Below are 14,753 nucleotides of genomic sequence, written 5' to 3'. Positions count from 1 at the left end.
TACAGAATCCCGTCTGAATGAAAGGCTGTGGGGTCTGTTCATAGAGCTGATAAGGGTGCTGGAGGTATTGTTTGATGATGTTGATGAGATGGATATCCTACAGAGGATCCTTGAGGATGAGATGGCATACGATATGATCAGCCGCCTGCTTCCCAAGGAACCGGACCTGCAGAATGCTGCATAACTGAAAATGGAAAAGATAAATGACTGAAATACTAACACATATCATATGAAGTCAAACCGTAATTGGTTGAAATCATGTGCTTAAAGAATAAGTGCGAAACTTTAATCTGTTATTATTGATAACAGGGTATAAGGATGGTTCGGGCAGGCCGGGGAATTCCTGAAATTAGCGAAGTAATTAAACTTTTTCCACTTTGACCAGTCAAAGTGGAAACTGACCTGAAAATAAACTGTGATATTCTATAAATGGGACCTGATTTGCGAGGACTTGTTCTGACAGCCGTTTTTGGCTTTTGTTTGATTTCTATATCCCTGCACGGCCAGCAGTCTTCCGGAGAGTCATCCTTTGACTATAATGAGCTGGTGGCCTGGGCATACGGACAGGACCAGGAGCTGGTGAACGGGATGCAGTACTACAACAAACATCCGGGCAGCATGGGGCATCCATACCTCCTGCAGGGATGGGCCCACCAGGGTTCTGTTACCATTCGCGGCAGGTTGTACAGTCCGATATGGCTTAAGTATGATATTCATGCCCAGCAGGTGGAGGTAGAATACCGGACCATGAACGGTGCAGAGAACCAGGTGATCCTCGTTGGTGACCGGCTGGATGAATTTACTATTGAAAAGAACTTTTTCAGAAGGCTGACTCTGGAGGAGCAGGCCGGGGAGCAGTTCTACCAGGTCCTGGGTGAAGGGCGAATAATCCTCTATATCCAGTGGAAGAAAATTCTGGTTCCGCTTAGTGGAGATTCCAGATTTATCGAGGAGTATACTCCGCCCAAAAGAGATTTCCTGCTGGAACTGGATGCTTCCGTCTATTCCTTTCAAAATAACAAGAGCTTTGTGAAGCTTTTTCCCAAAGCCATTCAGAAAGACCTGAAGAGACTTCTAAGGAGTAACTATATCCGGATCAGGGACGCCTCTGTGGAACAGCTGGAACTTTTAATTATGGCAGCAAGTAACTTATTAAAGGAAGTAAACGGATGAGGAAGTTACTTCACCTTTCCCTGCTGATTATGGCCATGATCCCCTTTTCCCTGCGGGGTCAGAATTCAGATATCCTGTTCAGGGGGGATTTCCAGGATGTTCCTTTCGGGGAGTTCGTAAACGATGTGGAGCAGCAAACCGGGGTTCGCTTTTATTTCCTGGAGAACTGGATCCGCGGCGTGAGAGTAACAGCCTCGGGAGAGGAGATCTCGCTTCGCAGGACCCTCGACCGGACCCTTCTGCCGGCGGGTCTTTATTATCATGTGGAAGGGGAGAAACAGATTTACCTGTCCAATCAGCAGGTTTTTGTGCACAGGCTCCCGGAATATTCGGGATCGGCCGGCAAGGTAGATCAGATGAAAGAGGGGGAAGGGGCAGGGCTTACCTCCACGGAGCAACGATACATAGACGGACGGAAGGCAGGAATGCTGCAAACCATCACTGTCGGAAGCAGGGAAGAAGGAGGGGGCAAAAATGTGGCTGTCCTGCACGGAAAGATCACGGACGTGGAAACCGGTGATCCCCTGGTCGGGGCCACCCTGTATTTTGAAGAGTTGAAGAGAGGTACGGCCACCGATGTGGACGGCCGCTTTAACATGGTGGTCAGGCCGGGCAAATATTCCGTTGAGTTTAAATGCATGGGAATGGAGGACCGCAACAACTACCTGGAGGTTCTTTCAGACGGCGATCTGGCCATCACCATGGAAAAAAGTGTTATTGCGCTTACCGAGGTGGTCGTCCAGGCCAACAGGTACCACAATGTCAGGGGAACTCAGATGGGTTTTGACCGCCTCAATTACAAAGTCCTGAAGGAAGTTCCCGTTGTCATGGGAGAGAAGGATATCCTGAAAGTGATCCAGATGCTGCCCGGTGTTCAGACGGTTGGAGAGGGAGCGGCGGGTTTTAACGTAAGAGGCAGTGCAGCAGACCAGAATATGATTTATGTGAACAAGGTCCCGGTGTATAACAGTTCCCACCTTTTCGGTTTCTTCACCTCTTTCAGTCCCGATATTGTGAAGGACTTCACCCTTTATAAAAGTAATCTGCCGGCCTCCTATGGCGGACGGCTTGCCTCCTTTTTTGATTTAACGGCACGTCAGGGCAACCTGAATAAGTATACCGCCCGGGGAGGAATAAGCCCGGTAACGGCCCGCCTTTCGGTGGAAGGTCCCATCCAGAAAGGAAAGAGCTCCTTTATTCTGGCCGGGCGTTCCACCTATTCAGACTGGATCCTCGACAAGCTGCAGGACCCCCAGCTGAGGGAGAGCAAGGCCAGTTTTAACGATTTGTCGGGCATGCTGACCTGGGAACCGGGAGAGAAGACGCTGGTCAAGGCATTCGGATATTTCAGTCACGACTTTTTCAGGCTGGGCTCCACTAACCAGTACGAGTATAACAATGCAGGGGGATCGCTCAACATCCGGCGTAGAATTGGTTCCAGGCTTACCGGAGACCTGGCACTGGTCTACGGCGCCTATGATTTCAGCACCATTGATGAACAGGTGGCTTCGGAGGCATGGACCCAGTCCTACCGAATTGACCACTATGAAACAAAGATCGATTTGGCCTGGCTTTCCCTTGGAAAGCACAAGCTGACCTTTGGCGGGAATGCCATTCTGTACAGACTGAACCGGGGCAAGGTTCTTCCTTACGGCGATATCTCCATGCGTGTGCCGGTCGAACTCGGACTGGATAACGGGGTGGAAACTGCCGTATACCTGGCCGATGAGATCTCCCTGACTCCCCGCCTCACTCTTTACGGGGGGCTCCGCTTTGCGACTTTTCTTTCACTTGGTCCGGGTGAGGTCCGGGTTTACGGGGAGGGACAGGCGCTTCAGCCGGGCAGTGTAGTGGATGTGTTTGATTCAAGGCCCTTTGAAGTGCTTAAAGCCTATACAGGGCTGGAGCCCCGGCTTGCCGTGAATTTTATGCTCGGAGCCAATAATTCCCTGAAATTTTCCTACAACCGGGTCAACCAGTTCTTGTTTATGCTTAGTAATACGGTTGCCATCTCGCCGACCGACCAGTGGAAGCTTTGCGACTACAACATCTCACCGCCCTTTGTAGATCAGCTTTCGCTGGGATTCTATCAGGATTTTCCAAAAGGCGGACTGAATACCTCACTGGAGGTCTATTATAAGAAGATCCATGATGTGGTGGATTACCGCGATGGAGCCAGTTTCATCAGTACACCACACGTGGAAACAGTGACCCTGCAGGGAGAACAGGATGCATACGGTTTCGAGGCTCTGTTCAGGAAGAACGCCGGAAAACTGAGCGGCTGGGTGGCTTATAGCTACTCCCGTTCCATCATGGAAGTCGACTCTCCCATACCCAGTGAACGAATTAATCTTGGAGAGCCCTATCCCTCCAATTTCGACCGTCCTCATAATCTGAGTGTGGTAAGCAATGTGAAGCTGAACCGGAGGCTCAGTTTCTCAGCCAATATGGTTTACACTACCGGACGGCCGGTTACCTACCCGGTATCTATATACTATATTGACGGAATGCAATTTGTCGACTATGCCAGCAGGAACAGTTACCGGATTCCGGATTATTTCCGGGTAGACCTCTCCATCAACCTGGAGGGAAACCTGAAGGAGAGAAAGCTGTTTCACTCCTACTGGATGCTTAATTTTTATAATGTGACCGGGAGAAGAAATGCCTATTCTGTCTATTTCCAGAATGACGGGGGAAGCATTAACGGTTACAAACTCTCCATTTTCGGGCAGACCGTGATTACCCTCTCCTGGAACTTTAAATTAGGGAACTATGCCAGTGAATAGATTTGTTATCATCGGGCTGATTGTACTGCTTTGCCACTCCTGCATAGAGTCTTATAATCCCGTGATCAATGAGACCCAGGAGGTGATGGTCATTGAAGGGATGATCAGCGACAGGCCAGGGATATACCAGGTTGCCGTCTCTGTTTCCACTCCCTATAATAATCCTGTCTACAGACCTGTTAAAGGATGCGTGGTGACGGTACAGGATAATGAAGGGAACACGGAGTTTTATGCGGAAAGCATGCAGGAGGACGGGATTTATGAAGCCTGGCTGGACGAGTCCTTCCTGTCAGTGGGTAAATCATACGCGGTTCAGGTGATCACTCCGTCCAATGAGGTATATGCATCCGATTACGACACCCTTCTGGCCTGCCCACCCATCGATTCCCTGTATTGGGTGGAGAAAGTTTCCAGTGGGGAGGACCCGGACGAGAGCTGGTACGGAATTCAGTTTTATAACGATGTAAGGGGCCAGCAGGGGGGCTCCCGGAATTACAGATGGAAGGCCATTGCCACCTGGGAATATCATTCGCCCTTCACGGCTCAATATGTCCGCTACCGGGGAGAGAACATTCCTTATATCAGAGATACGGTTTCCACCTGCTACATGACCGAGACTATCACAAGCGTTTATGCCGCTTCCACCCAGTTGCTCTCGGAAAACAATATTTATCAGAATAAGCTGCACTATGTATCCACCCAGACACCGAGGCTGACCGAGCGCTACAATCTGCTGGTGGAACAGCACTCTCTCACCGACCAGGCCTATGAGTACTGGCAAAAGCTGGCAGCCCAGTCGGCAAGCTCAGGCAGTCTGTATGAGACCCAGCCATCAAGCAGTCTGGGTAATATCTATAATGTGAACTCGGACTATGAAAAAGTCCTGGGCTGCTTTTATGCCACACAGATCCGGGATGACCGCATTGTAGTGGATAAGACGGATCTGAGTTTCCCCGTCAGCGGGTATACCTGCGTGCTGGATACCCTGGTGGACAACAGCAAGTTCATGTATGATGAATACTATTACCTCTATTCGCTCGCTCTGATTGGACCGGGACCGCCATGGCTCTGGGCCCAGAAAAGCTGTTTTGACTGTACTTTGCGTGGAGGAAGCAATAAAATACCCGACTTCTGGTAAATGAAGAAATTTAAACAGGCATATCGACTACTGGTTTTTGCCATCCTGGCGGGAATAAGCTCCGGATCGGTCCTGGCACAAACACCCTATGACCCGGACTACCGGGAAGAAGCTTTGAACATAGAGGAGGAGCTTCAGCTATTTACCGATCGCTCCCTCTATTCGGTGAATGAAAGCATTTATTTCATGGCCGATTATGCAGTTTCCGGGCTTCCGGAAGGAAGTCCCTGGAGCAGTGTGCTCTATGTCGAATTGATTGCAGGGGACGGAACTCCCCTGGTTCAGAGTAAATACAGGATTGCGGGCGGAAAGGCGGAGGGATCCCTTCGTATTCCTTCCGAATCGCTTACGGGCAACTACTATGTAAAGGCTTATACCCGCTGGATGAGAAACCGGGGTCCTCAGGATTTCAGTTATACGGCCCTGAAGATTATTAATCCCTATCGCTCTGAAGTGCTTGTTCTGGACGATCAGGGAGCTTCGTATGTCAGCGCAGATCAGCTTATATTTAAGGAGGGTGTGCTGGAGTGTTCCACCGCTTCCGGCGCATATCAGAGCGGACAGGAGGTGGAGTTTTGCCTGAATGCTGCTTCCTCGGTTTTACTGGATCAGTTAAGATGTTGCCTTACAGTGGCTCCGGAGGGTGCCATTGACCTGATTGGCGGATCGTACCGCTTTCCGGATCAGGAGAGGGACAGCTTCAGGGTGGCATTCCTTCCTGACCTGGGCAATGGGATCAGTATATCCGGTTCGGTGCTGAGTCCGGATTTGCAGCCGGTGCCATATGCAACCCTGCATTTTGCTTTGCTGGGGAAGGAACCGGACTTTTTCGCGACCATGTCGGATATAAACGGAAGGTTTATACTCACGGTTCCGGCTGCTGAGGGAGAAAGACTGGAATTTTTTGTAACACCGGAACAGGAAAAGGAGAGCGGACTGGAAGTCCGGATCGATGAGGAATTTGATTCCAGGGCCATGGGGCTTCCCTTTGAAACATTCCATCTGACGGATTATGAAAGGGAGATCGCCAGGAAAATCACCCTGAACATGCAGATATCCAATGCATTCAGTCAGGCCCTTAGCCCTGCGGAAGTTCCTTTCCAGGAGACTGTCGCAGAGGGTAAGCGAATTCCCTTTTACGGGACCAGGGTAAAACGGCTGTACATTGACGATTATATACGCTTACCCAACCTGGAGGAGGTATTTATAAATCTGGTTCCGGAACTGCAGTTTTACAAGAAGGGGGGAGAGACCAGAATCAGAGTTTTGAGCTCCAATGAGTCCATCCGGGTTTATAATCCTCTGATCATGATCGATCATATCTCTGTATTTGATCATCAGGCATTGCTGGCTCTGTCGCCTGAAAAAATCGAACGGGTAGACCTGATCAATGAGATCTACCTGAAGGGGAATGTGGCTTTCGGGGGCGTACTTGCCATCCATTCCAGGAAGGGCGATATGGCCGGGATAGACCTTCCAAAAGGATCATACTTTTTTGATTACCAGAACTTTCAGCCTGAGAATGTAATCACGGCATCACCGTCTCTCACGGAAGAAAGGGTGCCGGATGCCAGGAACACCGTTTTCTGGGCAGCTGATATCCGGCTGGAAGGGGACAAACAGACAAAGGTTTCTTTCCGGGCCCCTGAACAAGCGGGAAAATATCTAATACAGGTCCGGGGAGTTTTGCCCGGCGGTGAGGTATTCTCTGCATCTTCGGAGTTTCTGGTGGAATAGAAAGCCTTATTTATGATATCTTTGCTACTTCAACATGTTCTATGATGGAGCAGCAGAAAGACTATCCACTGCACGATTTTTACAAGGATATTCACAGGACCTACGACCGGGTGAACAGGATATTTACCTTCGGGAGAGACCGGTCCTGGCGAAGAAAGGCGGCCAGTGAACTTTTACAGAGCCATCCACAACGGGTGCTGGATCTTTGCACCGGTACGGGCGATTTTCTACTCGAACTGGCCCGGCAATCGCATCCAAGTGACAAAGAGCTTGTGCTTACCGGCTTTGATTTCAGCAGAGAGATGCTCAGAGAGGCCCGGCGGAAGCAGGGCGAACTTCAAGAAAGCATCAGCCTTCCCTCCATAAACTTCCTGGAGGGAGATGCCGGAGAGATGGTTTTTGAGGATGGCCATTTCGACTCCATAGGGATCACCTTTGGACTCAGGAACCTGGTCTACGAAAATTCCAGGGCTTTCAGACACCTTTCGGAGATATACAGGGTGCTTCGAACAGGCGGACAGCTGGTGGTGCTGGAGAGCAGTAAACCGAAAAGTCCGCTCTGGAGAGTTTTTAACGATTTCTACCTTCGTTTTATACTACCTTACCTGGGGGGATTTATATCGGGCAACCTGAAGGCCTATAAATACCTGGCCAGTTCTTCCAAAAACTACTATACGATCGGTGAAATGAAAATGATCCTGGATGTGGCCGGATTTAAGTTGATCCGGAGTAAATCCTTTTTCCTGGGATCGGTGATGTTGCTGGTACTGGAAAAGAGATAGGAAGAAATTGTATATTTGGATCCGGAGAATTAAGGATGACTATTGATCAAATTAACAGGGCCTGTAAAGAGACCTTTATGGAGCTGCTCGGAATTGTGTTTACCAGGGCTACCGAGAGCAGTCTGGAGGCCATGATGCCCATTACCCCAAAGCTATACCAGCCCATGGAAGTGGTGCATGGTGGAGCCCTGATCTCTCTGGCGGAAAGCGTGGGAAGTGCCGCATCCTACCTGCTGGTGGATCCGGATCAGTTTATTGTTCTGGGCAGTGTGGTCAACAGCCAGCATATTGCCCCTGCCAGGAAGGGGACTCTTTTTGCAAAAGCCACCCTGCTGGTAAAAGCTGATTTCAAACATATCTGGGATGTGACAATTAAAGATGATCAGGGCAAACTTATTTCAATCAGCCGCGTTACCAATAGTATTAAACCAAGAAAGCCGGAAGCAGAAGGCTGAGCAAGCACTATGAACAAAGGTCTGATAGCTATTCATAACGCCGCCATTTCCAAAAATCTCCCTTTTGTTACCTTTCGCCTGCCCCAGCACGAACACTCCCTGACCTATATACAAACCACTCCCGGAAATCTGGAGGGCTTCAGTATCCGGGATATTTCCGGAGAGACCGGTTTTATCATGGCCCCCTTTGATATACGGAACGGCCACCGCTATATACTGATTAAACCCGACCTGGTGATCGATGGAGATAAGATTACCCGGGAGACCATCCGGACCGTGGAGGAACTTGATTCCAGGCCTCCTCCGGAATGGAATGGACCTGCTCCTGTGGTGACTGGGAGGGAGGCTTATATGGAGCAGGTGGATGCCATTAAATCTTCCATTGCCACCGGCGCCTTTCAAAAGGCTGTGCTTTCCCGGATCAGGTTGGTGAAGGGTGATCATAGGAGGATTGTACCCAGACTCTTCCAGGCCATGTGCAGAAGACATCCCAATGCCTTTACTTATCTTTTCAAAAGCGATGAACACTTCTGGCTGGGCGCTTCACCCGAGCCACTGCTCAGGCTCCGGGAGAAAAAGTTTTCCACGGTGTCGCTGGCCGGAACCAGGCCCTATGCCGAGAAACACCTGGATATCAACAAGTGGACTGCCAAGGAGGTGCTGGAGCAGGAATATGTAACCCGCTACATTCATGATGTCCTGAGAGCTTTCGGAGTGAAAGACTACCGGGTAAGCTCCCCCTATGTGAAGAAGGCGGGGAACCTTCTGCACCTTCGAACCGATTTTTCCCTCGACTTTGCCAGGTTAAATGGCAGACTGTGGGAGTTTGTGGAAGCCATGCATCCCACACCGGCTGTGGCGGGTCAGCCCAAGGAGGATGCTATCAGCTTTATTAAGCAGCTGGAACCCCACGACCGGGACTATTATACCGGATTCCTGGGTCCCATCCTGCCTCACGGTGAGATCGACCTGTTTGTAAACCTGCGGTGCATGAAGATTAGGCCCGGGTATATCTCACTTTACATCGGAGGGGGGATCACCCTGGAATCGGATCCGGCTGAAGAGTGGAGCGAGACACACCTGAAGGCACTCTCCCTGTTGAAGATCATGAGTACCTACATAAAAATTGAAGAGTAAGGTCCATGCATCATCTTCAACATATTTCCGAAATGGCGTCCCTCCTGGAAAAAACCGGAGCCAGGCATGCGGTTATTGCTCCCGGAAGCCGGAATGCACCGCTTATCCAGTTGCTTACCATGGATAAGCGCTTTCAATGCCACAGTGTGGTGGATGAACGTTCGGCCGGGTATGTGGCTCTGGGGATGGCCCGGCAACTGAATGAGCCGGTGGTGGTGCTTACCACCTCCGGTACCGCTGTGATGAATCTTTCCCCGGCACTCACTGAGGCCTTTCAACAACAAATCCCCCTGCTGGTGCTTACCGCCGACCGTCCCCGGGAGATTCTTTCCCAGTTTAACAATCAGATCTGCGATCAGCGTGCCCCCTATTTTAATTTCTCAAAGGGGTTTTTTGAGTTTCCGCCCCAGGTCAGGGAAGAGAAGGATCTGGTACATGCACTCCAGGCCCTGGAACAGCTGTTCAGGGAAGCCCTCTCTGATCCTGCGGGTCCTGTGCATGTGAACCTGCCACTCCTGGAACCGCTTTATGAAGCGCTTCCTCCTTCCATTCTGACAGGAAGCGACGCGGAGTCCGGCCAGGGTTTTCCCGGTTCGGCAGGAGCTTCGGTCGCTTCCGTCGATCTGGCCGGAAAAAAGGTGTTGATCCTGGCTGGTATGGGGAAAAGGAATGCTGCTCTGAAAAAAGATTTGGAGCAGCTCCTGAGCTCCAGCCAAACAGTGGTAGTGGCTGAGAATATCTCCAACCTGGCCTCGGAACTGTTTATTTCCACTCCGGAGCTTGTTCTCTCAGGTGCTTCGGAAGAGGAACGGGCGGCCCTGAGGCCCGACCTGGTGATTGCCTTTGGCCGACAGGTGGTCTCCAAGCGGATGAGACTATTTGTTGAATCTCTGGAGGCTGTGGAGCTTTTAGAGCTGGAGGATGATTTTCAGAGCTTTTCCCGTTTGAACATCAGGGGGGACTCCCCCGGGACAGGCAACACCTACCTGCCTTTATGGAAGGAGATTGAAGACAGGGAGATCAGGCGTGCTTCAGGCTATCTTCAGCAGGCGGCATTCGGGAACCTTACTGCTGTTTCCAGAATTCTGTCCGCTGCTCCGCCCCAAACGGTGATTCACCTGGGTAACAGCACCACTATCAGGAATTCACAACTGCTGCCTGCCAGAAAGGATCTGGAGTATTATTCCAACCGGGGTACTTCGGGGATAGATGGTTCCCTCTCGGCAGCAGTGGGAGCGGCCATGGTATCGGACCAGCTGCACCTGCTGCTTCTGGGCGACCTTAGTTTTATATATGATTCCAATGGAATGTGGAACAAGGACTTCCCGGAAAATCTGAAGATTGTGGTGCTGAACGATGGCGGCGGGGGCATATTCCGTCTGCTGGAGGGGCCCGACCAGATGAGCTTTTTTGAGGAGTTCAGTGTGACCCGGCACCCGGTATCGCTGGAGCTGCTCTGCGGGGCATTTGGCAGGAGTTTCGGACGTGTTGCCTCTTATACGGAACTGGAAGGCCTGACCGGCGCCCTGTTCTCTTCAGGTAAAGCTTTGGCAGTGCTTGAAGTGGATACAACCGCCAGTGAAAATAGTCTTATCTTTAAAGAATTATTCAGTTAACTATTTGTAAGAGATGGAGAAAAGAGAGTGGCTTCGCCTCCGGGAATTTGAAGAGATAAAGTTTGATTTTTGCAAGGGGATCGCAAAGATCACCATCAACCGTCCCCGATACTATAATGCCTTCACTCCCGATACGACGCGGGAGATCAGTGAAGCCCTGGTAGTTTGCAGGGAGAAAGCCGAGATCCGGGTTGTGATCCTTACGGGAGAAGGTGAGAAGGCTTTTTGCAGCGGAGGGGATCAGAATGTGAAAGGTTTTGCTGGCTATGTGGGGAAAGACGGAGTGCCCAGGCTCAATGTGCTGGATGTTCAGCGGCAGATCAGAAGCCTTCCCAAACCGGTCATTGCCATGGTAAACGGCTATGCCATCGGAGGCGGACATGTACTGCATGTGGTCTGCGATCTTTCCATTGCCTCTGAAAATGCCCGTTTCGGTCAGACCGGGCCCAAAGTGGGCAGTTTTGATGCGGGTTTCGGCTCCTCTTTTCTGGCCCGGCATGTGGGACAGAAGAAGGCCAGGGAGATCTGGTTCCTGTGCGAACAGTATACGGCGGCTGAAGCCCTGGAAATGGGCCTGGTCAACAAGGTGGTTCCGCTGGATATGCTGGAAAATACCACCGTGGAATGGTGCAACAAGATCATGAAACACAGTCCCATTGCCCTGCGGATGATCAAGGCCGGACTCAATGCTGAACTGGATGGACAGGCCGGGATCCAGGAGCTGGCGGGGAACGCCACCATGCTCTACTATATGACCGAGGAGGCCCAGGAGGGTAAGAATGCCTTCCTGGAGAAGAGGGATCCGGACTGGGATCAGTTTCCCAAATTGCCCTGAGCACTCAACTCAAAGATTTTCATTAGTTTTGTACTCGGATGAATACGACCCAAATATGGCTCCGGGCTTTTCGACTGCGGACCCTGCCGCTGGCTGTTTCTGCCACCACCCTGGGCAGCCTGCTGGGATTTGCTGAAAACCGTTTCCGGTGGGGCGTCTTTATTTTTGGCACGCTGACCACGCTGTTTCTGCAAATCCTTTCAAACCTGGCCAATGATTACGGAGATGCCCGCAAAGGGACCGACAACGAACGCCGGCTGGGGCCCCTGAGGGTCACCCAGGCCGGACTGGTGTCGCACCGCCAGATCCAATGGATGATCGTAGTATTTGTTCTGCTCAGTCTTATTTCCGGATCGCTGCTGATCTGGTTCGGCCTCAGAGGGGATGAAATGCTGCTTTTTGCACTCTTTTTCCTTCTTGGCTTCTCCGCTATTTTTGCAGCAATCAAGTATACCATTGGTAAACGACCTTATGGTTATGTGGGATTCGGTGACATTATGGTATTTGTCTATTTCGGAATCCTGGGGGTGGCCGGAACCTATTTCCTTCATACGCATTCCCTTCATCCTACCATCCTGCTGCCAGCCTCCTCTGTGGGCCTATTCAGTGCAGGAGTGCTGAACCTGAATAACCTCAGGGATCGTGAAAATGATGCCGTCAATGGGAAGAATACTCTGGTCGTTCGAATGGGGGTCCGGTGGGCCAAGACCTATCACGTGGTTCTACTCCTGACCGCACTGGTGCTGGCAGTGATTTATACCACACTCCATTTCGAATCCTACTACCAGCTGATTTTCCTGCTTCCGGTCCCGCTCCTGATCTCAGATATCAATACGGTGATTACCAATACAGTGCCCCTGGAACTTAACAGGGAGCTGAAGAGGCTGGCTATGGCCACCCTTCTCTTCTCCATCTCTTTTGGAATCGGACTGGTGCTTTAAATGGTCCGGGCCACATATATCACTTATCCCCTGATCTTTGTCAGGCCCGCAGGAACCTCCAGGGGTGTACTGGAGGAGAAACCCTGCTGGTTTATTGAACTGGAAAACGAAGAGGGTAAAAAGGGTAAGGGCGAAGTATCCTATATTCCCGGACTCAGTATGGAGGACGGGGAGGAGATGGGGATCCAGCTTGACCATATCTGCAAACTGATCAACCGGGGGGAGATGGATCCCCTGCAGCGGCTCCCTTCCCTGCCGGGAGTTCAGTTTGCCCTGGAAACGGCTGTACGGGACCTGGAAACGGGAGGGCTCAGGATTCTCTATGAATCATCTTTTACCCGGGGACTGGAAGGCATTCCGACCAATGGACTGATATGGATGGGAAGCAAGGCATTTATGATCAGTCAGATACGGAAAAAAATGCAACTTGGATTCCGGGTATTAAAACTGAAGGTGGGTTCTCTGGACTTTTCGGAGGAGCTGGAGCTTTTGAGATGGATCCGCACCGAGTTTGGCCTGGTCGACCTGGAGATCCGGCTGGATGCCAACGGGGCCTGGGAACCAGGTGAAGCCCTGGAAAAAATGGAGCAGTTTTCCCGCTTCAGCATTCATTCCGTTGAGCAACCCATTGCCCCCGGCCAGAAGGAGGAACTGGCCGGGCTCTGTGCCGGCTCTGCCATCCCGGTGGCCCTGGACGAGGAACTGATCGGCATTAGCGATGCGAAGCAGAGGCACTTGCTGCTTGAGGCAGTAAAGCCTGCCTATCTTGTTCTGAAACCCGGATTACTGGGGGGATTCTCGGTGACTTCCCATTGGATCGCGCTGGCCGGGGAATATGGAGCCGGCTGGTGGATCACCTCTGCCCTGGAGTCCAGCATTGGCCTGAATGCCATTGCGCAGTGGACCTGGCAACGGGGGGTAAGCCTGCACCAGGGTCTGGGCACCGGGGCTCTGTATACCAACAACATAGCCTCGCCTTTGCAAATGAGCGGTGACCGGTTATGGTACCGGCCTGAAGTACCCTGGAATCTGAATCCTGTCAAAAAGTGAATATCAACGAGGCTATCAGAGAACCCGTTCAACTGGAGGGAGCGTTTTATACGCTGCCCGGATTGCGGGCTTACTGCAGAGAGCAGTCGGCCGATTCTTCCGTGCCGGCATGGAGGAAAGAGCTGTTCTCCTTTTTGGGATTGTTCCTGGATCCGGGTGGCGCTCCGGTCCTGCAGAAGAGCAGCGGCTCTACCGGAGATCCCAAATCTTTCATCCTTTCCAGGGAAGCCATGATCCGGAGTGCCGGGAGAACCATCCGATATTTTAACCTGCGGAGGGGAGACCGGGTGCTGCTCGCCCTGCCGGTTCACTATATCGCCGGCAAGATGATGCTTGTCCGGGCACTGCTGGGTGGACTGGACCTGCTGCTCGTGGAACCCTCTTCCAGACCTTTGCAGCATATTGGAGTACCGCTTGATTTTGCAGCCATGGTCCCCCTTCAGATCGAGGAGTCGCTCCAGTATGGCGATCCCCTTGAAAGAATCGCCAAGTTGCTTATCGGAGGCGGGGAACTCCACCCTGCCACCCGCGGGAGGCTTTCGACCCTGTCAACACCTCAGATCTATGAGTCCTTCGGGATGACGGAGACTTATACCCATTTTGCCCTGCGAAGGATCAATGGTAGAAAGGCAGATCCCTTTTTTAAGTTACTGGAAGGGGTGCAGATCGGACTCGACTCGAGGGGTTGCCTGGAAGTGGAGCTTAGCGGGATCACCTCCGGTCGGCTGATCACCAACGACCTGGTAAAAATTCATCCCGGAGAACACGGGTTTACCTGGCTGGGAAGGTTCGATAATCTGATCAACAGCGGGGGCATCAAAATCATTCCTGAAGTGCTGGAAGAGCAGATCCGGGAGTGCCTCGGACACGAGTGCCTGGTGCTGTCCGAACCGGACAGAAAACTGGGGAACCGGCTGGTCCTGCTGGTGGAATATCCGGACAAGCGTCCACCACTGGATAAATGGCTGGAACAGCTTTCAGGGACGCTCTCCAGCTATGAAATACCCCGTCGGATTCTGACCACCTCATCCATTCCAAGGAATTCTTCCATGAAACCGGACAGAACATCTGCCCGCAAGCTGTTGTTATAGTTTGTAAAAACC

The 14,753-nt window shown here is 51.6% G+C and carries 13 protein-coding genes; all 13 read left to right on the top strand.

The features are described from left to right. Nucleotides 1-184: hypothetical protein (locus tag P1P86_06975; protein MDF1574922.1), on the top strand; the 184-nt coding region annotated here is incomplete at its 5' end. A 257-nt stretch (nt 185-441) separates the two neighbouring features. Beyond that, nucleotides 442-1,173 (top strand): hypothetical protein, encoded by a 732-nt coding sequence (locus P1P86_06970; protein ID MDF1574921.1) that lies wholly within the window; start codon nt 442-444, stop codon nt 1,171-1,173. Beyond that, nucleotides 1,170-3,959 (top strand): TonB-dependent receptor, encoded by a 2,790-nt coding sequence (locus P1P86_06965; GenBank protein MDF1574920.1) that lies wholly within the window; start codon nt 1,170-1,172, stop codon nt 3,957-3,959. The genes P1P86_06970 and P1P86_06965 overlap by 4 nt, the downstream gene beginning before the upstream one ends. Next, complete coding sequence (locus tag P1P86_06960) at nt 3,946-5,097, top strand: DUF4249 domain-containing protein (GenBank protein MDF1574919.1); 1,152 nt, start codon at nt 3,946-3,948, stop codon at nt 5,095-5,097. The genes P1P86_06965 and P1P86_06960 overlap by 14 nt, the downstream gene beginning before the upstream one ends. Then, entirely contained in the window at nt 5,098-6,834 is a 1,737-nt protein-coding gene (locus P1P86_06955; protein ID MDF1574918.1) for a hypothetical protein, read from the top strand. Between the two features lie 44 nt (nt 6,835-6,878). Then, nucleotides 6,879-7,616 carry a ubiquinone/menaquinone biosynthesis methyltransferase gene (locus P1P86_06950; GenBank protein ID MDF1574917.1) on the top strand — a complete coding sequence of 246 codons (738 nt, stop codon included), beginning with the start codon at nt 6,879-6,881 and terminating at the stop codon, nt 7,614-7,616. A gap of 35 nt (nt 7,617-7,651) precedes the next feature. Then, the gene (locus P1P86_06945) at nt 7,652-8,071 is read left to right on the top strand and encodes a PaaI family thioesterase (protein MDF1574916.1); all 420 of its coding nucleotides are present in this window, start codon (nt 7,652-7,654) and stop codon (nt 8,069-8,071) included. Nucleotides 8,072-8,080: 9 nt separating this feature from the next. Further along, a complete protein-coding gene (locus P1P86_06940; GenBank protein ID MDF1574915.1) occupies nt 8,081-9,208 on the top strand; it encodes a chorismate-binding protein in 1,128 nt (375 codons plus the stop codon). A gap of 5 nt (nt 9,209-9,213) precedes the next feature. Continuing rightward, nucleotides 9,214-10,824 carry a 2-succinyl-5-enolpyruvyl-6-hydroxy-3-cyclohexene-1-carboxylic-acid synthase gene (gene menD, locus P1P86_06935; GenBank protein ID MDF1574914.1) on the top strand — a complete coding sequence of 537 codons (1,611 nt, stop codon included), beginning with the start codon at nt 9,214-9,216 and terminating at the stop codon, nt 10,822-10,824. 13 nt (nt 10,825-10,837) lie between these two features. Then, the gene (gene menB, locus P1P86_06930) at nt 10,838-11,659 is read left to right on the top strand and encodes a 1,4-dihydroxy-2-naphthoyl-CoA synthase (GenBank protein MDF1574913.1); all 822 of its coding nucleotides are present in this window, start codon (nt 10,838-10,840) and stop codon (nt 11,657-11,659) included. A gap of 38 nt (nt 11,660-11,697) precedes the next feature. Further along, nucleotides 11,698-12,600, top strand: coding sequence for a 1,4-dihydroxy-2-naphthoate polyprenyltransferase (locus P1P86_06925; GenBank protein MDF1574912.1), 903 nt, complete (start codon nt 11,698-11,700; stop codon nt 12,598-12,600). After that, on the top strand, nt 12,601-13,650 hold the full coding sequence (locus P1P86_06920) for an o-succinylbenzoate synthase (protein ID MDF1574911.1): 1,050 nt from the start codon (nt 12,601-12,603) through the stop codon (nt 13,648-13,650). Beyond that, nucleotides 13,647-14,741 carry an AMP-binding protein gene (locus tag P1P86_06915; protein ID MDF1574910.1) on the top strand — a complete coding sequence of 365 codons (1,095 nt, stop codon included), beginning with the start codon at nt 13,647-13,649 and terminating at the stop codon, nt 14,739-14,741. Before P1P86_06920 ends, P1P86_06915 begins: the two co-directional genes overlap by 4 nt. Nucleotides 14,742-14,753 lie beyond the last annotated feature (12 nt).

The sequence above is a fragment of the Bacteroidales bacterium genome (assembly GCA_029210725.1).
In the GTDB taxonomy this organism is placed as follows: Bacteria; Bacteroidota; Bacteroidia; order Bacteroidales.
Note: the sequence above shows the minus strand (reverse complement) of the source record. Positions and strands in the feature narration are given on the sequence as shown.